The 24,249-nt window shown below is 70.2% G+C and carries 16 protein-coding genes and 1 pseudogene; 14 read left to right on the top strand and 3 right to left on the bottom strand.

Going from position 1 to position 24,249, the window contains the following annotated elements; all coding sequences use genetic code 11:
- Positions 1–11: 11 nt before the first annotated feature.
- On the top strand, positions 12–2,321 hold the full coding sequence (locus HND91_RS09375; protein ID WP_246329383.1) for a heavy metal translocating P-type ATPase: 2,310 nt from the start codon (positions 12–14) through the stop codon (positions 2,319–2,321).
- Positions 2,318–2,461 carry a cbb3-type cytochrome oxidase assembly protein CcoS gene (gene ccoS, locus HND91_RS09370; RefSeq protein ID WP_181706298.1) on the top strand — a complete coding sequence of 48 codons (144 nt, stop codon included), beginning with the start codon at positions 2,318–2,320 and terminating at the stop codon, positions 2,459–2,461. Before HND91_RS09375 ends, ccoS begins: the two co-directional genes overlap by 4 nt.
- 118 nt (positions 2,462–2,579) lie before the next feature.
- On the opposite strand, the gene hemA is transcribed toward ccoS, so the two are convergent.
- Entirely contained in the window at positions 2,580–3,860 is a 1,281-nt protein-coding gene (gene hemA, locus HND91_RS09365; protein WP_181706297.1) for a 5-aminolevulinate synthase, read from the bottom strand.
- A 400-nt stretch (positions 3,861–4,260) separates the two neighbouring features.
- Here hemA and HND91_RS09360 point away from each other — a divergent pair, with 400 nt between their 5' ends.
- The 5 genes from HND91_RS09360 (at position 4,261) to HND91_RS09340 (ending at position 10,411) form a co-directional block, all read left to right on the top strand.
- Entirely contained in the window at positions 4,261–4,755 is a 495-nt protein-coding gene (locus tag HND91_RS09360; RefSeq protein ID WP_181706296.1) for a response regulator, read from the top strand.
- Positions 4,756–4,868: 113 nt separating this feature from the next.
- The gene (locus HND91_RS09355) at positions 4,869–6,644 is read left to right on the top strand and encodes an N-acetylglutaminylglutamine amidotransferase (RefSeq protein ID WP_181706295.1); all 1,776 of its coding nucleotides are present in this window, start codon (positions 4,869–4,871) and stop codon (positions 6,642–6,644) included.
- 139 nt (positions 6,645–6,783) lie between these two features.
- On the top strand, positions 6,784–8,583 hold the full coding sequence (gene ngg, locus HND91_RS09350) for an N-acetylglutaminylglutamine synthetase (RefSeq protein WP_181706294.1): 1,800 nt from the start codon (positions 6,784–6,786) through the stop codon (positions 8,581–8,583).
- A 47-nt stretch (positions 8,584–8,630) separates the two neighbouring features.
- Positions 8,631–9,767, top strand: coding sequence for an osmoprotectant NAGGN system M42 family peptidase (locus HND91_RS09345; RefSeq protein ID WP_181706293.1), 1,137 nt, complete (start codon positions 8,631–8,633; stop codon positions 9,765–9,767).
- Positions 9,768–10,036: 269 nt separating this feature from the next.
- Complete coding sequence (locus tag HND91_RS09340; protein WP_181706292.1) at positions 10,037–10,411, top strand: hypothetical protein; 375 nt, start codon at positions 10,037–10,039, stop codon at positions 10,409–10,411.
- 169 nt (positions 10,412–10,580) lie between these two features.
- Here HND91_RS09340 and HND91_RS09335 read toward each other — a convergent pair whose 3' ends face one another.
- Positions 10,581–13,703: an efflux RND transporter permease subunit gene (locus HND91_RS09335; RefSeq protein WP_181706291.1), complete on the bottom strand. Its 3,123-nt coding sequence runs from the start codon at positions 13,701–13,703 to the stop codon at positions 10,581–10,583.
- 227 nt (positions 13,704–13,930) lie between these two features.
- Positions 13,931–15,088, bottom strand: a pseudogene (locus HND91_RS09330) (efflux RND transporter periplasmic adaptor subunit); the annotation flags it as partial.
- Between the two features lie 313 nt (positions 15,089–15,401).
- Between HND91_RS09330 and HND91_RS09325 the strand changes: the two are divergent.
- The 7 genes from HND91_RS09325 to HND91_RS09295 all read left to right on the top strand — a co-directional run bounded on the left by HND91_RS09325 (position 15,402) and on the right by HND91_RS09295 (position 24,245).
- A complete protein-coding gene (locus HND91_RS09325) occupies positions 15,402–16,040 on the top strand; it encodes a TetR/AcrR family transcriptional regulator (protein ID WP_181706289.1) in 639 nt (212 codons plus the stop codon).
- A 185-nt stretch (positions 16,041–16,225) separates the two neighbouring features.
- Positions 16,226–17,479, top strand: coding sequence for a sarcosine oxidase subunit beta family protein (locus tag HND91_RS09320; RefSeq protein ID WP_181706288.1), 1,254 nt, complete (start codon positions 16,226–16,228; stop codon positions 17,477–17,479).
- Positions 17,480–17,702: 223 nt separating this feature from the next.
- Entirely contained in the window at positions 17,703–18,005 is a 303-nt protein-coding gene (locus tag HND91_RS09315; RefSeq protein WP_181706287.1) for a sarcosine oxidase subunit delta, read from the top strand.
- On the top strand, positions 18,002–21,004 hold the full coding sequence (locus tag HND91_RS09310) for a sarcosine oxidase subunit alpha (RefSeq protein ID WP_181706286.1): 3,003 nt from the start codon (positions 18,002–18,004) through the stop codon (positions 21,002–21,004). The genes HND91_RS09315 and HND91_RS09310 overlap by 4 nt, the downstream gene beginning before the upstream one ends.
- Positions 20,997–21,578, top strand: coding sequence for a sarcosine oxidase subunit gamma (locus tag HND91_RS09305; protein WP_181706285.1), 582 nt, complete (start codon positions 20,997–20,999; stop codon positions 21,576–21,578). The genes HND91_RS09310 and HND91_RS09305 overlap by 8 nt, the downstream gene beginning before the upstream one ends.
- Positions 21,579–21,756: 178 nt before the next feature.
- Positions 21,757–22,857, top strand: coding sequence for a GlxA family transcriptional regulator (locus HND91_RS09300; protein ID WP_246329381.1), 1,101 nt, complete (start codon positions 21,757–21,759; stop codon positions 22,855–22,857).
- A gap of 131 nt (positions 22,858–22,988) precedes the next feature.
- Positions 22,989–24,245, top strand: a complete 1,257-nt coding sequence (locus HND91_RS09295) for an aromatic ring-hydroxylating oxygenase subunit alpha (RefSeq protein ID WP_181706284.1) — start codon at positions 22,989–22,991, stop codon at positions 24,243–24,245.
- The last annotated feature ends 4 nt before the right edge of the window (positions 24,246–24,249 follow it).

Genomic DNA, 24,249 nt, shown 5'->3' with positions numbered 1-24,249 from the left:
GAGACGCTGACATGTCGACGCTCGCCTCCGAACCCGGCATGGTTGCCGCCGTCGCCGCGACGCCGCCCCGTCGCGACTGGGACGCCTTCACGACCGCGGACGCCGACGGCCGCCGGCGGCTGATGCTGGCGGTGGAGGGCATCACCTGCGCCGCCTGCATGGGCGACATCGAGCGCGGCCTCGGCCGCCTGGACGGCGTCGCGTCGGCCCGGGTGAACCTCGCCAACCGGCGCGTGGCGGTGGTCTACGACCCGGCCACGGTGGACCCGGACGCGATCCTCGCCCGCATGGAGGCGCTGCACTATCCGGCCCGGCCGTTCGACCCGACCGGCATCGCCCGGCCGTCGGAGACCTCGCGCCGGCTGCTGCGCTGCCTCGGCGTCTCCGGGTTCGGGGCGATGAACGTGATGCTTCTGTCCGTGTCGGTCTGGTCCGGCAACGTCACGGACATCACACCCGAGACCCGCGACTTCTTCCACTGGATGTCGGCCCTCGTGGCCATCCCGTGCGTCGCCTATGCGGCGGCGCCCTTCTACGAGAGCGCCATCGCGGCCATCCGCCGGCGCGCCGTCAACATGGACGTGCCGATCACGATCGGCGTGACGCTCGCCATGGGGCTCTCGCTCGTCAACACCCTGACCCACGCCCACGAGGCCTTCTTCGATTCGGCGCTGATGCTGCTCTTCTTCCTCCTCCTCGGCCGCTTTCTCGACGAGAACATGCGCCGGCGCACCGCCGTGGAGGCGGAGACGCTGGCGGTGCTGCGCGCCGACAGCGCCGTGCGGGTGGAGCCCGACGGCGGGCTCGTGGAGGTCCCCGTCTCGCGCGTCCGGCCGGGCGACCGGGTGCTGGTCCGCCCCGGCGAGAAGGTGCCGGTGGACGGGCGCGTGGAGACCGGCGCGTCCGAACTCGACACCAGCCTCGTCACCGGCGAGACCGTGCCGGCCCGCGTCGGTGCCGGCGACATGGTCCACGCCGGCACCGTGAACGGCTTCGGCAGCCTGACCGTGACGGTGACCGCCGCCGCCGACGGGACGCTCGTCGCCGAGATCGAACGGCTGATCGGCGAGGCGGAGAGCGCCAAGTCGGCCCATCTGCGGCTCGCCGACAAGGCCGCGCGCCTCTATGCGCCGGTGGTCCATTCGGCGGCGGCGCTCACCTTCGTCGGCTGGATGATCGCGGGCCTGCCGTGGAACGACAGCCTCGTCATCGCCATCGCGGTGCTGATCATCACCTGCCCGTGCGCCCTCGCCCTCGCCATCCCGGCCGTGCAGGTGGTGGCCGCCGGGCGGCTCTTCCGCAACGGCGTCCTCCTCAACGCCGGCGACGCGATCGAGCGGCTCGCCGCCGTGGACACGATCGTGTTCGACAAGACCGGCACGCTGACGACACCGGAGCCGACCCTCGTCGGCCCGGACGCGGTGGACGCGGACGTGCTCCGCCGGGCCGCCGCCGTGGCGCTCGCCAGCCGCCATCCGCTCGCCCGGGCGCTGGCCAAGGCCGGCGGCGCGGTGAAGCCGGCCGAACAGGTGACCGAGCATCCGGGCGAGGGCGTCGAGGCGATGGTGGAAGGGCGGACCGCGCGCCTCGGCAGCCTCGACTTCTGCGCCGTCTCGCAGGTGCGCCGGTTGATGGAACAGAGCCTCAATCCGACCGCCTCCTTCATCGCCTACCGGGAAGGGGCGGCGGAACCGGTGGTGTTCGCGCTCGCCCAGACCCTGAAGGCGGACGCGAAGGCGACCGTCGCGGCGCTGCGGAAGCTCGGCTGCGCCATCGAGATCCTCTCCGGCGACCGCGCCGAGGCGGTGGCGGAGGTGGCCCGGGTGCTCCATGTGGATGAGTGGATCGCCGAGGCGACTCCGGCGTCGAAGATCGCCCGGCTGAACGCCCTCAAGGCCGCAGGGCGGACGGTTCTGATGGTGGGCGACGGTCTCAACGACGCGCCGTCGCTCGCCGCCGCGCCGGTGTCGCTGTCGCCGGTCTCCGGCGCCCACCTCGCCCAGTCCGCCGCCGACGCGGTCTTTCTCGGCGAGCGCCTGGCGCCCGTGCGGGTCGCCCTCGAGGTCGCCCGGGCGGCTCGCCGGCTGATGACCGAGAACCTCTGGATCGCGGTCGTCTACAACGCGATCGCCGTGCCGGTCGCCGTGGCCGGCCATGTGACGCCGCTCGTGGCGGCGCTCGCCATGTCGGGCTCGTCGCTGATCGTCACCGTGAACGCCCTCCGCCTGCGCCGGGTCGCCCGGCCCGCCGCCCCGGCGCGGCCGGCGCCCGCCGCCGAGGCCTGCCCCGTGCCGGCCACCATCCGGGAGACCGCCCGATGAGCATCCTCGTCTATCTCGTCCCCATTGCCCTCAGCCTCGGCCTCCTCGGCCTTGCCGGCTTCCTCTGGTCGCTCCGGACCAACCAGTACGAGGACCTGGACGGCGCCGCCTGGCGCGCCATCCAGGACGACGATCTGTGAGGGAGGAGGCGGTTTGCCTGCGAGCGCGCGACGTCAAACCAGACGATTTCGCCTGATCGCGACGACAAAAGGCGGGCCGGAGCCCGCCTTGATTACCTGACCAGGCTGTCGATCGCGCTCACCCGCCCGCCGCGCGGAAGATCTGGCGGCGGATGACCACGCCGTCGTCCTCGTCGGCCACGGTCTGCGGCGTGTTCAGCGGCAGGCCGAGGGTCTGCCACACGTCGACGAGGGCGTCGGCGAGGTGATCGACGAGGCCGTCGTGGTGGTACGGGGTCGGCGTGATGCGCAGCCGCTCCGTGCCGCGCGGCACGGTGGGGTAGTTGATCGGCTGGATGTAGATGCCGTGCTTTTCAAGGAGGATGTCGGACGCCTGCTTGCAGAGGTCCGGATTGCCCACGAGCACCGGCACGATGTGGGTCTCGCTCGGCATCACCGGCAAGCCGGCGGCGGCGAGCACCGCCTTGGTGAGGTTCGCCTGGCGCTGGTGCGCGTCGCGCTCCGCCTGGCTCTCCTTCAGGTGCCGGATGGAGGCGACCGCCGCTGCGCAGAGGCCCGGCGGCAGGGCGGTGGTGAAGATGAAGCCCGGCGCGTAGGAGCGCACCGCGTCGACGAGGGCCGACGTGCCGGTGATGTAGCCGCCCATGGTGCCGTAGGCCTTGGCGAGGGTGCCCTCGATCACGTCGATGCGGTCCATCACGCCGTCGCGCTCGCAGATGCCGGCGCCGCGCGGCCCGTACATGCCGACCGCGTGCACCTCGTCGATGTAGGTGTAGGCATTGTACTCGTCGGCGAGGTCGGCGATGCGCTCGATCGGCGCCACGTCGCCGTCCATCGAATAGACGCTCTCGAATACGATCAGCTTGGCGCGCTCGCGGCCGGCGGCCTTGAGGAGGTCCTCCAGGTGGCCGAGGTCGTTGTGGCGCCAGACCTGCTTGGCGGCGCCGGAGGAGCGCACGCCATGGATCATGGAGGCGTGGTTCAGCTGGTCGGAGAGGATCAGGCAGTCCGGCAGCAGCCGGGCGATCGTCGAGATGGCCGCCTCGTTGGAGACGTAGCCGGAGGTGAAGACGAGCGCCGCCTCCTTGCCGTGGAGGTCGGCGAGTTCGGCTTCCAGCTGGACGAGCGGATGGTTGGTGCCGGAGATGTTGCGCGTGCCGCCCGCGCCGGCGCCCATGCGCTCGGCGGTCTCGGTCATGGCGCCGATCACGGCGGAATGCTGGCCCATGCCGAGGTAGTCGTTGGAGCACCACACCACGATCTCGCGGCTCTCGTCGCCGCGATGCCACTTGGCGTGCGGGAAGCGGCCCGCCATGCGCTCCAGGTCGGCGAAGACCCGGTATCTCTTCTCGTCCTTGAGGGCGCGAACCGCGTCTTCGAAGAAAGTGGTGTAATCCATGATCCGATCCGTACCCCCGGTCGCGACCGAACTTATACAGTCCCCAGCCGCCTATCGAAAGCCGTTTTGCCGCTCACGGCCCACCGGCCGGCAAAACACGAGAAGCGCAGAATTCCAGGCTTTACTTACGCCGTCCTTGATCGGCGTCAACCGATCCGCGTCCACCCGCCGCACGCGTTCGGCCGGAACCGCACGAGCCTAGCCGCGCCGACGCCGGGACCGAACGGCGATCGGGCCCGATCACCTCACGATGCGGACGGGACGGTAAAGGTTTCCTTTCGCCGATGGTCATTTTCCTCGACGCGCCACCCGGCGGCCGGTTCCGCTCGCCCGACGGGCGGGACCTAACCCGTTGTTCATGTTTGACTGCCATCCTGGACGCCAGTCAAGGAGCCCCTTCGTGCAACTCGATCTGTCGTCCCTGACCTTCCTGGTCGTGGAAGATAGCGCCTACATGCGGACCATCCTGCGCACCATGCTGCAGGGGTTCGGGGCGCGCCGCATCGTGGAGGCGGAGGATGGCGCGTCAGGCCTCGAAGCCATGGACCGCGCCAACCCGGACATCCTCATTCTCGACTGGGTGATGCCGATCCTCGACGGCGCCGACATGGTGCGGATGATCCGCTCGCCGTCCAACCCCTTCGCCTACATCCCGATCATCATGGTGACGGGTCACACGGAGCGCAGCCGCATCATCGAGGCGCGCCGGCTCGGCATCCACGAACTCCTCTGCAAGCCGATTTCGGCCAAGTCGCTCTACCAGCGCATCCAGAGCGTGATCCTGTCCCCGCGCGACTTCGTGAAGACGCCCACCTACTTCGGCCCGGCGCCCCGCGAGATTCGCAACCGGCAGAACATCTGGCAGGTGAAGCCCGGCGAGCAGAACGTCGCGTAAGCGCCGAATTCCCGCCGTCCGCCGCTGCTCCGCTTCGGCTTTTCCCAGGAACCATCCCCTCCCTCCGGCATTTCGTCCTCATCGACGACGAGCGCAGGAGACGACGAGCCCCCATGTGTGGATTGTCCGGAGAGGTGACCTTCGACGGTCGCGACGCCGATGTCGCGGCCCTGTCGCGCATGGGCGCGTGCATGGTGGAGCGCGGGCCCGACGGGGTCGGCGTGGTGGCCCACGGCCGGGTCGCCTTCGGGCACCGGCGCCTCGCCATCATCGACCTCAGCGAGCGGTCCGCCCAGCCGATGCAGGACACCGAGCTCGGGCTGACGATCGCGTTCAACGGCTGCATCTACAACTACCGGGAGCTCCGCCAGGAGCTGGAAGGCCTCGGCCATCGCTTCGTTACCGGCGGCGACACCGAGGTGATCCTGAAGGCCTGGGCCGCCTGGGGCGTCGATGCCCCGAAGCGCTTCCTCGGCATGTTCGCCTTCGCGATCCACGAGCGCGACACCGGCCGCGTCGCCCTGGTGCGCGACCGGTTCGGCATCAAGCCGCTCTATCTCGCCGAAACGCCCGGCCGGCTGCGCTTCGCCTCCACGCTGCCGTCCCTGGTGGCGGCGGGCGAGGTGGACACGTCGATCGATCCGGTGGCGCTCGAATTCTACATGACGTTCCACGCGGTGGTGCCGCCGCCCCACACCATGCTGAAGGGCGTGCGGAAGCTGCCGCCGGCGACCGTGCGCGTCTACGAGCGGGACGGCCGCCACCAGGACCACGTCTACTGGCGCCTCTCCTTCGCCCGCACCGAGGCGGACATCCGCCGGCCCGAGGCCGAGTGGGAGGAGGCGGTGCTCGCCGCCCTCCGGCGCGCCGTAGACCGGCGCATGGTGTCGGACGTGCCGGTGGGCGTGCTTCTCTCCGGCGGCCTCGATTCCAGCCTGATCGTCGGCCTCCTCGCCGAGGCCGGCCAGCAGGGCCTGAAGACCTTCTCGGTCGGCTTCGAGACCGTGGACGACTTTGAGGGCGACGAGTTCAAGTGGTCGGACCTGATAGCCCGCCACTACGGCACCGACCACACCAAGATCTTCGTGCCGTCCACGGACCTGATCCAGGCCCTGCCGGACGTGTTCCGGGCCATGTCGGAACCCATGGTGTCCTACGACAACGTGGGCTTCTTCCTCCTCTCCCGGGAGGTCGCCAAGCATGTGACCGTGGTGCAGAGCGGGCAGGGGGCGGACGAGGTGTTCGCCGGCTACCACTGGTATCCGAAGCTCGCCGGCTCCAACGACGTGGCGTCCGACTACATGGGCGTCTTCGGCGACCGCAGCCGCGCCGAGCTGGAGGCCATGCTGGAGCCGGGCGCGCTCGCCGATCCGGCGGCGGCCGACTTCGTCGCCCGCCACATGGCGGCGGTCGACAGCCCCGATCCGGTCGACAAGACGCTTCATATCGACAGCACCGTCATGCTGGTGGACGACCCGGTGAAGCGGGTCGACAACATGACCATGTCGGCCTCGCTGGAGGCCCGCGTGCCCTTCCTCGACCACGAACTGGTGGAGCTCGCCGCCCGCATCCCGCCCTCCGCCAAGCTCGGCGACGGCGGCAAGAAGGTGCTGAAGGCGGTCGGCCGCAAGGTGATCCCGAGCGAGGTGATCGACCGGCCGAAGGGCTACTTCCCGGTTCCGGCGCTGAAATACATCGAGGGCCCGGTGCTGGAGATGGTGCGCGACGCGCTCTCATCCCGCGCCGCCCGCGAGCGCGGCCTGTTCCGGCGGAGCGCCGTCGACCGGCTGCTCGCCGACCCGAAGGGCGCCATCACGCCGCTCGGCGGCTCGTCGCTCTGGCAGGTGGCGACGCTGGAGCTCTGGCTGCAGACGCAAGGGATCGCCTGAGGGCGTCCGGACACGAGCGGACGGCCCGGCCGCCGCGGCACCCGACCGGCGCCCGCCGGCCGGCCGCCGGGCCGTCGACACAGGACCGATGCGGACGGCCAGCGCGCCCCGCGTCGACGAGCGACCAGGAGACTTGACGATGAGCAGCATCCTTTCCCGCGGCCGCGGGGCCGTCGCCCACCGTTTCCGCCGGTTGCGCGCCCAGTCCTTCCACCCGCCCTTCCCCGGCGAGGACGGCGGCGAGAGCGAGCAGAACGTGGTGGTGGACTGCGGCTGGGGCCGGCTGCTGTTCGGCCAGACCTTCCAGGATCCGGCCGAGCTCGCCGCGTCGCTGCGCGAAGAGGGGCCGGACCGGCGCGACATCGCCTTCTACATCCGCGATCCCCACGTGGCGCTCGCCGCCGCCCCGCAGGAACTCTTCCTCGACCCGTCGCACACCTTTCGGCTCGACCTTCCGACCTATCGCGGCTCCCGCAAGTCCGTGCGCGGCTTCGCCATCCGCCCCGTGGCCAACCGGGAGGACGCCGTGGAGGTGAACCGCATCTACGCCGCCCGCGGCATGGTGCAGATCCCGCCGGAATGGTTCGAGGCCAACAAGGAGAGCCGGGTGGTGCGCGTGCTCGTCGCCGAGGACGCGATGAGCGGCGCCATCGTCGGCACCGTGATGGGCGTCGACCACGTGCAGGCCTTCGCGGACCGGGAGGGCGGGTCGTCGCTCTGGTGTCTCGCGGTCGACCCGCAGGCGGCCGTGCCGGGCATCGGCGCGGCGCTCGTCCATCACCTGGCCGGGCGGTTCAAGGCCCTCGGGTCCGCCTACATGGACCTTTCCGTCCTCCACACCAACGCCGAGGCGATCGCCCTCTACGAGAAGATCGGCTTCCGCCGGGTGCCGCTCTTCACCCTGAAGCGGAAGAACTTCGTGAACGAACGGCTCTATGTCGGCCCCATGCCGGAGGCCGAGCTCAACCCCTACGCCCGCATCATCATCGACGAGGCCCGCCGGCGCGGCATCGGCGTGGAGGTGACGGACGCGGAGGGCGGGTTCTTCCGCCTGATCTACGGCGGCCGGTCGATCCACTGCCGGGAAAGCCTGTCGGAGCTGACGTCCGCGGTCGCCGTCTCCATCTGCGACGACAAGGCGGTCACCCGCCGGGTCATGGAACGCGCGGGCCTCAGCGTGCCGCGCCAGATCGAGACCACGGACCCGGAGGCCCGGGCCGCCTTCCTGAAGGAGGTCGGCAGCGTGGTGGTGAAGCCCGCCCGGGGCGAGCAGGGCCGGGGCATCGCCGTCGGCATCGAGACGCCCGAGCAGTTGGAGGAGGCCGTGGCGGTGGCCCGCACCGTCTGCGAGCGGGTGATCATCGAGGAATGCGTCACCGGCGAGGACCTCCGCCTGGTGGTGATCAACTACAAGGTCGTCGCCGCGGCCCTCCGCCGGCCGCCCCGGGTGGTGGGCGACGGCAAGTCCACCGTACGGGACCTGGTCGAGCGCCAGAGCCGCCGCCGCGCCGCCGCCACCGGGGGCGAGTCGCGCATTCCGCTCGACGGCGAGACGGAGCGCTGCGTCCGGAAGGCCGGCTACGGCCTCGACGACGTTCTGCCGGACGGCCTGGAGGTGGTCGTGCGCCGCACCGCCAACCTGCACACCGGCGGCACCATCCACGACGTCACCGACATCGTGCATCCGGCGCTCGTGGAGGCGGCCGTGCGGGCCGCCAAGGCCATCCCGATCCCGGTCGCGGGCATCGATTTCCTGGTGAAGTCGCCCGACGATCCGGCCTATGCGTTCATCGAGGCGAACGAGCGGCCGGGCCTCGCCAACCATGAGCCCCAGCCGACGGCGGAGCGCTTCGTGGACCTCCTGTTCCCCCAGTCCGTGCCGGCCGCGGTCCGCGCCGTCCAGCGCAAGGCCCGGGACAATGCCCAGGGCAACGCCTGACCTGATCCCGCTCCACCCCTCGTGACGGAAAGACCCGAGACGCACGGATGCCGAGACTTGCCATCGACACCGGGTACTTGCGCGACCGCCTCGCCGACCTCCTCGCCATCCCGAGCCCCAGCGGCTACACCGACCAGGTGGTCCGCTGGATCTCGGCCGAGATCGAGACCCTCGGCTACGCCGTCGCCATGACCCGGCGCGGCGCCATCCGGGCCACCCTCAAGGGTGACATGGAGAAGGGCGCCCGGGCGGTGATCGCCCACGTGGACACCCTCGGCGCCCAGGTGAAGCGCCTGAAGGAGAACGGCCGGCTGGAGGTCGTGCCCATCGGCCACTGGTCCGCCCGGTTCGCCGAGGGCGCGCGGTGCACCGTGTTCACCGAGAAGGGCGGCTACCGGGGCACCATCCTGCCGCTGAAGGCCTCCGGCCACACCTACAACGAGGAGGTGGACACCGCCCCGGTCGGCTGGCCGCACGTGGAACTGCGCGTGGACGCGCTCGCCCGCGGCCAGCAGGATCTCAGGCGGCTCGGCTTCTGCGTCGGCGACACCGTCGCGATCGACCCGCAGCCGGAATTCCTCGCCAACGGCTTCATCGCGTCCCGCCACCTGGACGACAAGGCCGGCGTCGCCGCCATGCTGGCGGCCATGAAGGCCCTGCGGGAGGCCGGCGTCCGCCCGGCGGTGGACACCTTCTTCCTGTTCTCCATCGCAGAGGAGATCGGCGTCGGCGCGTCGTCGGTGCTGACCCACGACATCGCCTCCATGGTGGCGATCGACAACGGCACGGTCGCGCCGGGCCAGGCCTCGGACGAGTTCGGCGTCACCATCGCGGTCGCCGACCAGACCGGGCCGTTCGACTACCACCTGACGCGCAAGCTGATCCGTCTCTGCGCCGAGGAGGACATCCGGCACCAGACGGACATCTTCCGCTACTACCGCTCCGACAGCGCCTCGGCCATCGAGGCGGGCGCGGACGTGCGCACGGCGCTCATCACCTTCGGGGTGGACGCCTCCCACGGGTGGGAGCGCACCCACATGCACGCGCTGCGCTCGGTCGCCGAACTGGTGACCGCCTATGTGACGAGCGCCGTGGAGATCCCGCGCGACGCCGAGCCGATCGCCAGCGTGCGCGGCTTCACGACACAGCCGACCGACGAGGCGGACGCGACCGTCCGGATCTGAACGGGCTTGCACGTCAGTCGCTTAGGCCGATGGGCGACCCGCTGCCGCGTCCGGCGGAACGGATTCCGAGAGGCCGCGTTATCGAGGGTCCGACGACGTCGGGTCGGACATTTGAAGTAAATTTACTTCGGACCAAAGATTAACTAATCATCATTTTGGACCATTGCATCGCGTATGTTTCGTGCGATCATGATCACGTTGCGTAAAGTCTTGTAGCCTATTGTCATTAGTGCTCATTGATCGGAGCCGGGCACTCCCCGGTCGGACCCATGAAAATCCCGTATCGCGTTGCGGCCTTCGCGGCCGCGGGGACCTTCATTTTCTCCACAGCGGCCGGCATCGCCTCCATCGGCGGCGCCTCCTTCCTGTCTCCGGCCGAGACCACCGTGACCGCCGCCGAGGTGCCCGGCTGGGCCTCCGACGTGGTGTTCGCGTCGGCCGGCCTCTGCGCCGTCATGATGGTGGTCGGCGAGAGCCGCGAGGGCGTCACCGACATCGTCGACGTGACCCTCGGCGCCAGCCAGAGCGTGGAGGTCTCCGCCGGCCATTCCGTCGCCTGCGGCACCGGTATCGGCGAGGAGCGCCCGTTCGGCGCCCATCTGTCCGAACTCGTTCTCGCCAAGGGTGACCTGGCGGCGCTCTGAGGGCCCATCCGCCCGTCCGGCGGAACGCCGGAGCCTGTTTGCTTTTTTGGCGGAACGCCGGAGCCTGTTCGCTGTTCCGGCGGGCCTCTTCAGGTCGATCGCTCGTCCATACAGGAACGGCGCGGGATCGCTCCCGCGCCGTTTCCGTTTGTCGTCTCGCCTGTCCGGATCACTCCGCCGGCACGGGCTGCCCGTGCTGCCCGTGGCCGTCGTGGGCCTCGCCGTGACCTTCCAGGGTCTTCGCCCGGTTCGCCTTCGCGGCATGGCGCTCGTCGCTTTCGGAGATGAAGGTGTAGAACATCGGCACCACGAAGAGAGTGAACAGCGTTCCGACCGACATGCCCGTGGCGATCACGAGGCCGATGGAGTAGCGCGCCGCCGCGCCGGCGCCGTCCGCGATGATGAGCGGCACCACGCCGAGCACCATGGCGGCGGTGGTCATCAGGATCGGCCTGAGACGCACCTTGGCGGCCTCCACGATGGCGTCGCGGCGGGAGTAGCCGCGCTCCTCGCGAAGCTGGTTGGCGAACTCCACCATCAGGATGCCGTGCTTGGTGATCAGCCCGACGAGGGTGATCAGCCCCACCTGGGTGTAGATGTTCAGCGTCCCGAGCCCGAGATTGAGCGGCACCATGGCGCCGAACACCGACAGCGGCACCGACATCAGGATGATGAACGGGTCGCGGAAGCTCTCGAACTGGGCGGCGAGCACCAGGTAGATGATCAGCACGGCGAGGCCGAAGGCGACGAGGAGGGTGTTGCCCGCCTCCACCTCCAGGCGCGACTGGCCAGCATACTCCAGGAAGTAGCCGTCCGGCATCAGCTCTGAGGCGATCCGCTGGATCTCCTGCAGCGCCGCGCCGGTGGTGACGCCCGGCCGCGGCAGCGCCGACAGGGTCGAGGAGTTCAGCTGGTTGAACTGCTCGATCGCCGGGGCCGACGCCTCCGTGGAGATGCGCACCACGGCCGACAGCGGCACCATGGCGCCCGACTGGCTGCGGACGAAGAAGTCGCCGAGGTTCTCCGGGTTCATCCGGTATTGCTGCGGCACCTGCGGGATGATGTCGTAGGCCCGGGCGTCCCGGTCGAACTTCGACACGGAGCCCTCGCCGACGAGGATGTTCAGCGTGTTGCCGATCTCCGAGACGGTGACGCCGAGGGCGGCCGCCCGGTCGCGGTCGATGACGAGCCGCACGGTCGGGGTCTCGAACGACAGGGAGTTCTGCACCACGATGAAGAGACCGCTCTCCATCGCGCGGTTCTTGATCTCCTCGGCGAGCTCGAACACCCGCTCCGCCTCGTTGGTGGACTGCAGCACCACCTGCACCGGCAGGCCGCCGCCGGAGCCCGGCAGGGAAGGAAGCGCGAACACGAAGGCCTGGAGACCGGCCGACTTGTTCACGATGCCCTGCAGCTCCTGCTGGATCTCCTGCTGGGTGCGCTCGCGCTCGCCCCACGGCTTCATGACGAAGCCCGCGAAGCCGGAATTGGCGCTCTCGCCGCCGACGATCTGGAAGCGGGCCTCCAGCTCCGGCACCGCCTTGGCCATCTCGTCGATCTGGCGGGCGTACATGGCGGTGTATTCGGCGGTCGCGTACTGCGGCCCGGTGACGAGGCTGAACACGGCGCCGGAATCCTCCTCCGGCGCCAGTTCCGACGACGTGTTGAGGAAGAGGAAGACGGACGTGCCGAGGAGGGCGACGACCACCAGCAGGGTGACCGGCCGGTAGAGGAGCGAGCCCTCCAGCCGCCGGCCGTACCAGCCGGCGAGCCGGTCGAAGGTCCGGTCGACGACCCGCTGGAACCGGCTGGTGCCGCCGTGCTTCAGGAGCCGGGCCGACATCATGGGCGACAGGGTGACGGCCACGAAGCCGGAGATGATCACCGCGCCGGCGAGCGTGAACGCGAACTCGCGGAACAGCGAGCCGGTCAGGCCCTGGGTGAAGCCGATCGGCGCGTAGACCGCCGCGAGCGTGATGGTCATCGCCACCACCGGCCCGAAGATCTCCCGCATGCCCGTGATGGCCGCGGACATGGGCTTCATGCCCTCCTCGATGTGCCGGTGGATGTTCTCCACCACCACGATGGCGTCGTCCACCACGAGGCCGATGGCCAGCACCATGGCGAGCAGGGTCAGCGTGTTCAGGGAGTAATCGAGGCCGTAGAGGAAGAAGCAGACGCCGATGAGCGAGAGCGGGATGGTGACGATGGGAATCACCACCGAGCGGAACGACCCGAGGAAGAGCAGGATCACGCCGATGACGATGAGGACCGCCTCGCCGATGGTCTTGAACACCTCCTCGATGGACGCCGAGATGGCCTCCGTGGAGTCGTAGACGAGCGAGATGTTGGTGCCCTGGGGCAGCGTCTCCTGGATGGCCGGCAGTTCCGCCGCCACCGCCGCCGCCGTGTCCAGCGGGTTGGCGGCCGGCGTCGGGAACACGCCGATGAAGACGCCCTGCAGGCCGTTGAAGCGGACGAACACCTCCGCGTTCTCGGCGCCGAGCTCCACGGTCGCCACGTCGCGCAGGCGCACCACCTCGTCGCCGTTGGAGCGGATCGGCAGCGCGCCGAACGCCTCCGGCGACTGGAGGGTCGTCTCGGTCTCGATCTGGTAGGCGACGTACTCGTTCTTGGTTTTGCCGGGCGCGGACAGGAAGTTGGACGCCTGGATGGCGGCCAGCACCTCCGTGGCGGTCACCTGGCGGGAGGCGAGCCGCACCGGGTCGATCCAGACCCGCATGGCGAACTCCTGGCCGCCCAGGATCTGGGCGTCCGCGACGCCCTCCACCGTGGAGAGGCGCGGCTGGATCACCCGGTTGATGAATTCGGTGATCTCGCGGGCGTTCATGTTCTCCGACTGGATGGCCAGGTACATGAGCGCGAACTGCTGCCCGGTGCCCTTCACGATCACCGGGTCCTCCGCCTCGGTCGGCAGGGTGCCGCGCACCTGCTGCACCTTGGCGGTCACCTCCGTGAGGGCGGCGTCCGGATCGGTGTTGAGGCGCATGTGCACCGACACCTGGGACTGGCCCTGGCGGCTCGACGAGGTCACGTAGTCCACGCCCTCGGCCGACGACACGGCCTTGGCGACGGGCGTGGTGATGAAGCCCTGCATCAGGTCCGGCGAAGCGCCCGGGTAGACGGTCGTGATGGTGATGACCGTCTCCTCGACCTCCGGATACTGCCGGATGGACATGTTGAGGATGCCCTGCGCGCCGACGAGCAGGATCAGAAGGCTGACCACGATGGACAGCACCGGCCGGCGGATGAAGATCTCGGAAAAGTTCATGACGTTCAGCTCCCGCTGGCCGTTCCGGTGGAGCCGGTCTCGCCCGTGGCCGTGCCGGCGGCCGAAGCGCCGCCGGTGCCCGTGGTGCCGGAGACGCCGCCGGCCGCGCCGCCGTTCTCCGTGCCGGGCGCGCCGCTGCCCGGGCCCGCGGCGCTGCCGGCGGCGGACGCCTCGGGGCCCGTCGGGGCGGCGGCGCCGTTCGCCGGGACCCGGGTCTGGCCGGGCTTCGACGGATCCACGGTGTTGTCGACGACGACCGGGCTGCCGCTGGAGAGGCGGTTCTGGCCGGCCGTCACCACCTGGACACCGGGCTCGAGCCCGCCGGTCACCTCGATCTGGCCGGCGTTCCGCCGGCCGACCGTGACGAACACCTGCCGGGCGACGAGCGACGGGGCGGCGGGCGCCTCGCCCTCCTGGGCGTTCGCCGTGCCGGCCGGGGCCGCCGCGGGGGCGGGCGCCGCGGCGGCGTCCGCGGGCTTCTCCTGCAGCACGTAGACGTAGGACCCGTAGAGCGACGTCACCACGGCCGACTGGGGCAGGGCCACCACGTTATCCTCGGTCGGCAGCTTGACGCGCACGTTGATGAACTGGCCCGGCCGAAGCTGACCGTCCGAATTGTCCACCTCCGCCTGGACCGACACGAGCCGCGACGCCGGGTCGATCTTCGGATCGATGCCGGTGATCTGCCCCGCGTAGGTCAGGGTGTTCTGGGTGAGGCCGAACACCGCGGGCTGGCCGATGCGGATGGAGGGCAGCTGCTGCTCGGGGACCGTGAAGTCCACCTTCATGGTGTCCAGGTCCTGCAGGGTGGCGATCACCGAACCGGCGGAGATGAACTGGCCGATGTCGATCCGCGGGATGCCGAGGGTGCCGGCGAAGGGAGCCTTGATCTCCTTCTGCTCCAGCACCGCCTGCAGCCGTTCAAGGGTCGAGCGCGAGGTGTCGAGCTGGGCCTGCGCCTCCTCCAGGGTGGCGGTGGAGTTGACGCCGCGCGTGGCGAGCTGGCGGGCGCGATCGAGGCTCTGCTGGTCGCGGTTCACGGCGGCGCGGGCGGCGATCAGCTCGGCCTGCTCCACGTCGGATTCGATGCGCACCAGAACGGTGCCGGCCTCGACCCGGTCGTTGGCCTTGAACAGGATCTCGCTGACGACGCCGCTCGTCTGGCTCGCCACGTCGACGCCGTTGCGCGCGAGGACGGTGCCGACCGCCTCGATGCCGGGCTCCCAGCGCACCGGCCTCACCTCCATGGTGGAGACGGTGATGGTCTGCTGCGGCATGTTGGCGAAGAAGTCGCCGATCATCTTCGCGCGGAACATGTTGAAGCCCACGATGCCGCCGCACACGATGACCAGCAGCACGATGGCGATGATGAATCTCTTGATCATGAGAATGTCCCGTTCGCGCCCATGACGGCGCGCGGCCGGAGGAAACCTGGCGGTTGAAACGAAAGCACCGAAACGCTGCTCCGGGCACGGAGGCCGGGGCAGGGCTTGCGATCTCGGGGCAATAACTGTACCGTCCGGACGGTTCTGTCAATCTGCTGTGCTGCAGATTGCATATGCAAAAACCGTATGGGACACCCTGTTGGCTTCAATTTCCAGTGAACAACGTCGCGGCGCCGCGTCCGGTTCCGCTCAAGCTCCCTCGCGCGGCCGGAAATCCGCCGCGAGTTCCAACCCGTCCGTCGACGCAGACGCGGTGACGACAGGCGCCGCGATCAAGGACGTCGCGACCGAACGCGCGGCGACGGAGAGCGCCACGGCCGCTGCTTCGGGCTCGGCCGGGGTCGCGAAGAAGCGCGGTCGGCCGTCCTCGCGCGAGCGGATCGTGGCGGCGGCGGTGGAACTGGTGGGCGAGGTCGGCGCGGGACACCTGTCGCTGGAAGCGGTGGCCGAGCGCGCCGGCATCTCCAAGGGCGGGCTTCTCTACAACTTCCCGACCAAGACGGACCTCCTGAAGGCGCTCGTCGCCAGCCACATCATCGACCTGGACATCCGCCGCAGCGAGGCGGAGGCCGCCCTGGGCGAGGCGCCCAACCGGGCCGCCTGCGCGTTCGTGGCCGCCGCCGCCGCGGACGCGGTCTGCCGGGCCCGCCCGCCGTCCGGCTTCCTCGCCGCCATCGCCGAAAATCCGGGCCTCCTCGACCCGTTGCGCGCCCGCAACCAGGCGCTCGCCGACCGCTTCCGCGCCGCCGGCGACCCTTGCCTCTCCCTCATCGCCTTCCTGGCCATCGAAGGCCTGAAGACCGCCGACCTCTTCGAGACCAATCCGCTCACCGACGAGGAGAGGGCCGCAGTCCTGAAGCGCCTGGAGGAGATGCTCGCGACGGGCGTGTGAGGGCGCCGAACGGCGGACGGAGCGGGCACCGCCGGCGGCGTGACCGGCCTTAGCCGCGCGTCTCCGTCCAGAGGCGACATCCATGTCGCTTTTGTTCAACTCGCCCGCCGTCTCCCTGCTTTCGGTTTCCGGGCATTCCGGCAAATGATCCGCCGCACGTATCCGACAGCGACGGTGGTTCCGCCATGCAGACCTATTCGGCCCTTCAGCTCCTGCGCAGAGCCTTCGGCGGACACCAGAGCTGGGAGCCCCTGTGGCGCCAGCCGGCCCTGAAGCCCGCCTATGACGTCGTCATCATCGGCGGCGGCGGGCACGGCCTCGCGACCGCCTACTATCTCGCCAAGGAGCACGGCATCACCAACGTGGCGGTGCTGGAGAAGGGCTGGATCGGCGGCGGCAACACGGGCCGCAACACCACCATCATCCGCTCCAATTATCTCTTCGACGAGAGCGCGGCCCTCTACGACCACGCGGTGAAGCTCTGGGACGACCTCTCCCAGGCGCTGAACTACAACGTCATGTATTCCGCCCGCGGCGTGATGATGCTCGCCCACACGGTGCACGACGTGCAGTCGGCCAAGCGGCACATCCACGCCAACCGGCTGAACGGCGTCGACAACGAGTGGCTGACGCCGGAAGAGTGCAAGGCCTTCTGTCCCGAGCTGAACATTTCCGACAACATCCGCTACCCGATCTTCGGCGGCGCCCTCCAGCGGCGCGGCGGCACGGCCCGACACGACGCCGTCGCCTGGGGCTATGCCCGCGCGGCGGACGCCATGGGCGTCGACATCATCCAGAACTGCGAGGTCACCGCCATTCGGCGCGACGCCACCGGGGCCATCGAGGCGGTGGAGACCACCAAGGGCACGGTGCGCACGAAGAAGGTCGGCGTGGTCGCCGCCGGGCACACGTCCGTCGTCATGAACATGGCCGGCGTCCGCATGCCGCTGGAATCTTATCCGCTGCAGGCGCTGGTGTCGGAGCCGGTGAAGCCTACCTTCACCTGCGTGGTGATGTCCAACACCATCCACGCCTACATCTCCCAGTCGGACAAGGGCGAGCTCGTCATCGGCGCCGGCACGGACGCCTACACCAGCTATTCCCAGCGCGGCGCGCTCCACATCACCGAGCACACGCTGGACGCCATCTGCGAGCTCTTCCCCATGTTCCGGCGCATGCGCATGCTGCGCAACTGGGGCGGCATTGTGGACGTGACGCCGGACCGCTCGCCCATCCTGTCGAAGACCTCGGTCCCGGGCCTCTTCGTGAACTGCGGCTGGGGCACCGGCGGCTTCAAGGCGACGCCCGGCTCGGGCAACGTCTTCGCCCACACGATCGCGACCGGCGAGCCCCACCGCATCAACGCCCCCTTCACCCTCGACCGCTTCCGCGACGGCTACCTCATCGACGAGGCGGCCGCGGCGGCGGTGGCGCACTGAGGAGGGGGAAGATGGTGTCCAATCGTCGAGCGTTGGCCCCCCCACCCCAACCCTCCCCCTCGAGGGGGGAGGGGGCTCCGACGCGCTTGGGGCGGGCGTGCCCCGACTTCCTGAACCGCGCTGCCGCACCCCCTCCCCCCTTGAGGGGGAGGGTTGGGGTGGGGGCTGTCCCCGCCGCCTTCGCCGAACCACTCGCCACTGCCCCGTCCCCCGGAGCCCGCCCATGCTGATCATCCGCTGCCCCATCTGCGGGGACCGCCCGGAGCTGGAGTTCCGCTACGGCGGCGAAGCCCATGTGGCCCGGCCGGCCGCGACCGAGGCGCTCGACGACCAGCAGGTCGCCGACCGGCTCTACATGCGGTCGAACCCGAAGGGCCTCACCGTGGAGCGCTGGCGCCATGTGCACGGCTGCGGGCGCTTCTTCAACGCGGTCCGCGACACCGTCTCGGACTTCTTCGTGACCACCTACAAGGCCGGCGAGCCCCGTCCGGACCTCGACGCCCTCAAGAAGGAAGCCGTCCGATGAGCGCGCCCTTCCGCCTTCCCAAGGGCGGCCGGATCGACCGGCAGAAGCCCGTCCGCTTCACCTTCGACGGCGTCGCCTACCCGGGCTTCGAAGGCGACACGCTCGCCTCCGCGCTGATCGCGAGCGGCGTCCACCTGATGGGCCGCTCGTTCAAGTACCACCGGCCGCGCGGCTTCCTGACTGCAGGCCCGGACGAGCCGAACGCCCTCGTCGGGGTCGGCGCGACCCAGGACCGCTACACGCCGAACCTCCGCGCGCCCGTCGTGGAACTCCACGACGGCCTGGTGGCGGAGAGCCAGAACCGCTGGCCGTCGCTGCGCTTCGACGCCGGCGCGGTCAACGACCTCTTCTCGCGCTTCCTGCCGGCGGGCTTCTACTACAAGACCTTCATGTGGCCGAAGTCCTTCTGGAAGACGGTCTACGAGCCGAAGATCCGCGCCATGGCCGGCCTAGGCAAGGCCCCGACCGCGCCGGATGCGGACCGCTACACCCAGGTCTACGCCCACGTGGACGTGCTCGTGGTCGGCGCCGGCCCGGCCGGGCTCGCGGCCGCCCTTGCCGCCGCCGAGAGCGGTCGGCGGGTGATGCTCGCCGACGAGCAGCCGGAGGTCGGCGGCTCGCTCCTCCACGACGTCACCGCCACCATTGAGGGGCGCCCCGCCGCCGCCTGGGTGGCCGAGACGCTCGCGGCCCTGAAGGCCAGGGGCGTCCAGGTGCTCACCCGCACCACCGCCTTCGGCTACTACCCGCACAACATGCTGGGCCTCCTGGAGCGCGTCACCGACCATCTCGCCAACCCGGACCCGAAGCTGCCGCGCGAGCGCCTCTGGCAGGTGCGGGCCGGCGAGGTGGTGCTCGCCACCGGCGCCATCGAGCGCCCGCTCGTCTTCCCGGAGAACGACCGGCCGGGCATCCTCCTCGCCGACGCCGCCCGCGCCTATGCCAACCGTTGGGCCGCCTCGGTCGGCAAGCGCGTGGTCATCGCCACCGCGTGCGACAGCGCCTACCGCACCGCCCTCGACCTCAAGGCCCACGGCATCGATGTGGCCGTCGTGGCCGACATGCGCCCCAATCCGGACGGCGCCCTGGTGCAGGCCGCCCGGGCCGCCGGCATCCGCATCGAGGCCGGCACCGCCGTGACCGGCACCCGCGGCCGCCTGCGGGTGAAGGCCGCCCACCTCGGCCGGCTGGACGGCCGGGGCGGCGCCCACGCGCCCGAGCCGGTCGCCTGCGACGCGCTGCTGATGTGCGGCGGCTGGACGCCCACGGTCCACCTCTTCTCCCAGTCGCGCGGCAAGCTGCGCTTCGACGACGCGCTCCAGGCCTACGTGCCGTCGGTGTCCGTGGAGAAGGAGCGCTCCGCCGGCGCGTGCAACGGCGTGTTCGACCTCGCCGCCGTGCTGGCGGACGGCTTTGCCGCCGGCGAGAGCGCCGCCAAGGCGTCCCGCACCCGCGCGCCCGCCGCCCGCGCCTTCGCGGTCGAGGGAAGCGACAGCACCGCCGGCGGCCATCTCGGCGCCGTGCCGCACAGCCGCAGCCCGTCGGCCGTGAAGGCCTTCGTGGACTTCCAGAACGACGTGACCGCCAAGGACCTGAAGCTCGCCACCCGCGAGGGCCTGCGCTCCATCGAGCACGTGAAGCGCTACACCACCACCGGCATGGCGACCGACCAGGGCAAGACGTCCAACATGAACGCCCTCGGCATCGTGTCGGACGCCATCAAGTCGCCCATCCCGCAGATCGGCCTCACCACCTTCCGGGCGCCCTACACGCCCGTCACCTTCGGGTCGTTCGCCGGCGCCTCGCGGGGCGACCTGTTCGACCCGGTGCGCAAGACCCCGAGCCACGCCTTCGCGGTGGAGAGGGGCGCGCCGTTCGAGAACGTCGGCCAGTGGAAGCGCGCCTGGTGGTATCCGAGGGCGGGCGAGGACCAGCACGCCGCCGTCCGCCGGGAGGTGAAGGCCATGCGGTCGTCGGTAGGCATGTTCGACGCCTCCACCCTCGGCAAGATTGAGGTGGTCGGCCCGGACGCGGCCAAGTTCATGGAGCTTCTCTACACAAACGCCTGGGCGAAGCTCGGCGTCGGCCGCTGCCGCTACGGCGTGATGCTGCGCGAGGACGGCTTCGTGATGGACGACGGCGTCATCGGCCGCCTCGCGGCCGACCGCTTCCACGTGACCACGACCACCGGCGGCGCACCGCGCGTGCTCAACCATATGGAGGACTATCTCCAGACCGAATTCCCGCACCTCGACGTCTGGCTGACCTCGGTCACCGAGCAGTGGGCCGTGATCGCCGTCCAGGGCCCGAAGGCGCGCGACGTCATCGCGCCGCTCGTCGACGGGATCGACCTCTCGCCGGAGGCCTTCCCGCACATGAGCGTCGCCGAGGGCCGCGTCTGCGGCGTGCCGGCCCGCCTGTTCCGGGTGTCCTTCACCGGCGAACTCGGCTTCGAGATCAACGTGCCGGCCGACTATGGCGCAGCCGTCTGGCAGGCGGTCTTCGAGGCCGGCCAGCCCTACGGCATCACGCCCTACGGCACCGAGGCCATGCACGTCGCCCGCGCCGAGAAGGGCTACATCATCGTCGGCCAGGAGACGGACGGGACCGCCACGCCGGACGACGTCGGCCTCTCGTGGGCGGTCGGCAAGGCCAAGCCGGATTTCGTCGGCAAGCGCGCGCTCGCCCGTCCGTCCATGGCGGTGGCGGACCGCAAGCAGCTCGTGGGCCTGCTCACCGAGGATCCGGCCACCGTGCTGGAGGAGGGCGCCCAGATCGTCGCCGAGCCGGACTACCACGTCCCGGCCCGCATGATCGGCCACGTCACCTCGTCCTACGAGAGCCCGACGCTCGACCGCTCCATCGCGCTCGCCATGGTTAAGGGCGGTCGCGCCCGCATCGGCGAGACGATCCACATCCCGATGCCCGACCGGGTGATCGCCGCCAAGGTGGTGGAGCCCGTCTTCTACGACCACGAAGGAGCGCGCCTCAATGGCTGACGTCGCCCTGAAGGAGCCGGCGCTCCGCCGCTCCGTGTTCGAAGGCCTGCCGCTCGCCTCCCGGGCCGCGGCGGCCTGCGCCTTGGAGCCGCTGCCGCCGGCGACTCGCCTGTCGGTGCGCGGACGGCCCGGCGTCGCCGAGGCGGCGGCCGGCGCGCTGGGCTTTCCTCTGCCGACGGACGTCTGCCGCGCGGCCGAGGCCGGCGGGCGCGCCGCGCTCTGGCTGGGCCCGGACGAGTGGCTGGTGATCGCCCCGGAGGCCGAGGCGGCCACCCTGCCGGCCGCCCTGGAGACGGCGCTCGCCGGCGTGCCCCATGCGGTCGTGGACATCAGCCACCGCAACGTGGCGCTCGCCGTCTCGGGGCCGGCGGCCGCCTATGTGCTCAATCACGGCTGCCCGCTCGACTTGTCTCTTTCCGCCTTCCCGGTGGGCATGGCGACCCGCACCATCCTCGGCAAGGTGGAAGTCGTCCTCTGGCGGACCGGGCCCGACAGCTTCCGCCTGGAATGCTGGCGCACCTTCGCCGAGTGGGTCGTGGCCTTCCTGAACGAGGCCCGGCGCGAGTTCGACTGAGCGGCGGCCGATCCTCTTGGCGACTATTTTCCGGGCCAAGAGGAACGGCTGCCACAAAAAGACTATCTTGGGAGTGGACCTTCGATATCATCAGGATGGTGGCGTCGGCCACGCGGTGCGCGCGATCATAACAAAACGGGGGTGCGCGCCCAGGCCAAGCCGGATCGGGGAGGTGTAAATGCAGATGCGCGAGGGGCGTCAGCGCCTCCCAGCCGCGCCGGCGGCGTCGCAGGGACGGCCGCGGCTGAGTGTCGGTTTCATTCTGGCCGACAACTTCACCCTGTCGGCCTTCTCGCTCTTCGTCGACCAGCTTCGCCTGGCGGCGGACGAGGGCGACCTGTCCCGGCCGATCAACTGCCAGTGGACCATCATGGGCTCCAAGCCCGAGCCGGTGCGCGCCTCCTGCGGCGTCAGCGTCTCGCGCACCTCGGGCTTCGTGGACCCCAAGCGGTTCGACTACATCTGCATCGTCGGCGGCATCCTCCACGCGGGCAAGCAGGTGGACGAGGCGACGGTGGATTACCTTCGCCAGGCGGCCCGCGCCGGCGTCACCCTGGTGGGCCTCTGCACCGGGTCCTTCATCCTCGCCCGCGCGGGCCTGATGACCGGCCGGCGCGTCTGCGTGAACTGGTACCACTACCAGGACTTCCTCAACGAGTTCCCGCACCACCACCCGGTCGCGGACCGGCTGTTCGTGGTGGACGGCGACCGCATCACCTGCCCGGGCGGCGGCTCGGTGGCGGACCTCGCGTCCTTCATCGTGGAGCGCTCCCTCGGCCGGGCGGTCGCCCAGAAGAGCCGGCAGATCATGGTGCTGGAGCAGGCCCGTCCCGGCACGGCCGCCCAGCCGCACCCGCCGCTCGCCGACACCATCGCGGACGAGCGCGTGCGCCGGGCCCTTCTGCTGATGGAGCAGCACCTGGCCGATCCGCTCCTCATCGCGGACATCGCCACACGGCTCCAGCTGTCCACCCGCCAACTGGAGCGCCTGTTCCAGGCGGTGCTCGGGATGCGGCCGGCCGCCTTCTACCGGTCGCTGCGGCTGAAGTACGCCCGCTGGCTCCTGGACAACACGGAGCGGTCCGTCACCGACATCGCGCTCGAAGCCGGCTTCTCCGACTGCGCCCACTTCTCGCGCCACTTCAAGGCGCTCCACGGTGTCACTCCGTCCGACATCCGCCACAAGGGCAAGCCCATGGCCGGGGAGGACGAAACCGCCATCGCCGTCGCATCCGGCCGGTTCGGCATGGAGATCGCCGGCACACGCCTGTTCGAATAGCGGGGCGGACCCCCGACATGTCGGTTCGGACGCGACAGAAATGTCGCATTCCGACAAGTCGCCGCCCAGCCGTCGTGACCAAATGTCTGGCAGCGCCGGCCCCCTGAGCGGACCGGCCGGAGATCCGCCCGATGCTCGACCGCAGCCCCGAATCCCCTCGCGTCCTCCTCGCCCGCCGCCGTCCCGGCCACAGCCTGGAGGCCCCGTTCTACACGAGCCCGGAGATCTTCGACCTCGACATCGAGGCGATCTTCTTCCGCCACTGGATCTACGTGGGCGTCGAGCCGGACGTGCCCTTCGAGGGCGACGTGATGGTGGTCGACATCGACCGCGCGTCCATCCTGATCGTGCGCGGCGACGACGGGGTGATCCGGGCCTTCCACAACGTCTGCCGGCATCGCGGGGCGCGACTCGTCCACGACGAGAAGACCTCCGTCGGCAAGCTCGTCTGCAAGTACCACGCCTGGACCTACGACCTGGACGGCCCGCTCCTCCACGCCGAGCACATGGGTCCGGAGTTCGACACGTCCTGCCACGGGCTGAAGCCCGTGCACCTGAAGTCGGTGGAGGGCCTGCTCTTCATCTGCCTCGCCGACACGCCCCCGACGGACATCGACGAGATGGCGGCCGCCATGGGCCCCTACCTCGCCCCGCACGCGATCCGCGACGCCAAGGTGGCCTACCAGACCGACCTCATCGAGGAAGGCAACTGGAAGATCACCATGGAGAACAACCGCGAGTGCTACCACTGCGCGGGCAATCATCCGGAACTCACCGTGCCGCTGTTCGAGTACGGCTTCGGCTTCTCGCCGGAGAGCATGGACGAGGCGAAGGCCAAGGAGGCCAACCGCTACGCCTGCATGGTCACCGACCTGCACGGCGAGTGGGAAGGCGCCGGCTTCCCGTCGCGGGAGATCGAGCATCTCGCCGACCGGGTGACCGGCTTCCGCACCGAGCGCCTGCCGATCGACCGGGCCGGCGAGAGCCAGACCCTCGACACCAAGGCGGCGTCGACGAAGCTTCTCGGCACCCTCACCAACCCGAGGATGGGCGGCCTGTCCTTCTGGACCCAGCCGAACAGCTGGCACCACTTCATGGCCGACCACATCGTCACCTTCTCGGTGATCCCGCTGTCGCCGGACCGCACGCTGCTGCGCACCAAGTGGCTCGTCCACAAGGACGCGGTGGAAGGGGTGGACTACGACCTGAAGCGCCTCACGGAAGTCTGGATCGCCACCAACGCCCAGGACGGCGACCTCGTCGGCATCCAGCATTCGGGCGTGAAGAGCCCGGCCTACGAGCCCGGCCCCTACAGCCCCTACACCGAGGGGCTCGTGGAGAAGTTCGTCGCCTGGTACACCGGCCGCCTCTCCGCCTATCTCGGCTGAGCGA

This window comes from Chthonobacter rhizosphaerae (genome assembly GCF_013839525.1).
In the GTDB taxonomy this organism is placed as follows: domain Bacteria; phylum Pseudomonadota; class Alphaproteobacteria; order Rhizobiales; family Pleomorphomonadaceae; genus Chthonobacter; species Chthonobacter rhizosphaerae.
Note: the sequence above shows the minus strand (reverse complement) of the source record. Positions and strands in the feature narration are given on the sequence as shown.

Bases quoted from the DNA above. Each gene is read 5' to 3' on its own strand.
- HND91_RS09375 (WP_246329383.1), top strand. From the start codon at position 12: ATGTCGACGCTCGCCTCCGAACCCGGCATGGTTGCCGCCGTCGCCGCG.
- ccoS (WP_181706298.1), top strand. From the start codon at position 2,318: ATGAGCATCCTCGTCTATCTCGTCCCCATTGCCCTCAGCCTCGGCCTC.
- hemA (WP_181706297.1), bottom strand. From the start codon at position 3,860: ATGGATTACACCACTTTCTTCGAAGACGCGGTTCGCGCCCTCAAGGAC.
- HND91_RS09355 (WP_181706295.1), top strand. From the start codon at position 4,869: ATGTGTGGATTGTCCGGAGAGGTGACCTTCGACGGTCGCGACGCCGAT.
- ngg (WP_181706294.1), top strand. From the start codon at position 6,784: ATGAGCAGCATCCTTTCCCGCGGCCGCGGGGCCGTCGCCCACCGTTTC.
- HND91_RS09345 (WP_181706293.1), top strand. From the start codon at position 8,631: ATGCCGAGACTTGCCATCGACACCGGGTACTTGCGCGACCGCCTCGCC.
- HND91_RS09340 (WP_181706292.1), top strand. From the start codon at position 10,037: ATGAAAATCCCGTATCGCGTTGCGGCCTTCGCGGCCGCGGGGACCTTC.
- HND91_RS09335 (WP_181706291.1), bottom strand. From the start codon at position 13,703: ATGAACTTTTCCGAGATCTTCATCCGCCGGCCGGTGCTGTCCATCGTG.
- HND91_RS09320 (WP_181706288.1), top strand. From the start codon at position 16,226: ATGCAGACCTATTCGGCCCTTCAGCTCCTGCGCAGAGCCTTCGGCGGA.
- HND91_RS09315 (WP_181706287.1), top strand. From the start codon at position 17,703: ATGCTGATCATCCGCTGCCCCATCTGCGGGGACCGCCCGGAGCTGGAG.
- HND91_RS09310 (WP_181706286.1), top strand. From the start codon at position 18,002: ATGAGCGCGCCCTTCCGCCTTCCCAAGGGCGGCCGGATCGACCGGCAG.
- HND91_RS09305 (WP_181706285.1), top strand. From the start codon at position 20,997: ATGGCTGACGTCGCCCTGAAGGAGCCGGCGCTCCGCCGCTCCGTGTTC.
- HND91_RS09300 (WP_246329381.1), top strand. From the start codon at position 21,757: ATGCAGATGCGCGAGGGGCGTCAGCGCCTCCCAGCCGCGCCGGCGGCG.
- HND91_RS09295 (WP_181706284.1), top strand. From the start codon at position 22,989: ATGCTCGACCGCAGCCCCGAATCCCCTCGCGTCCTCCTCGCCCGCCGC.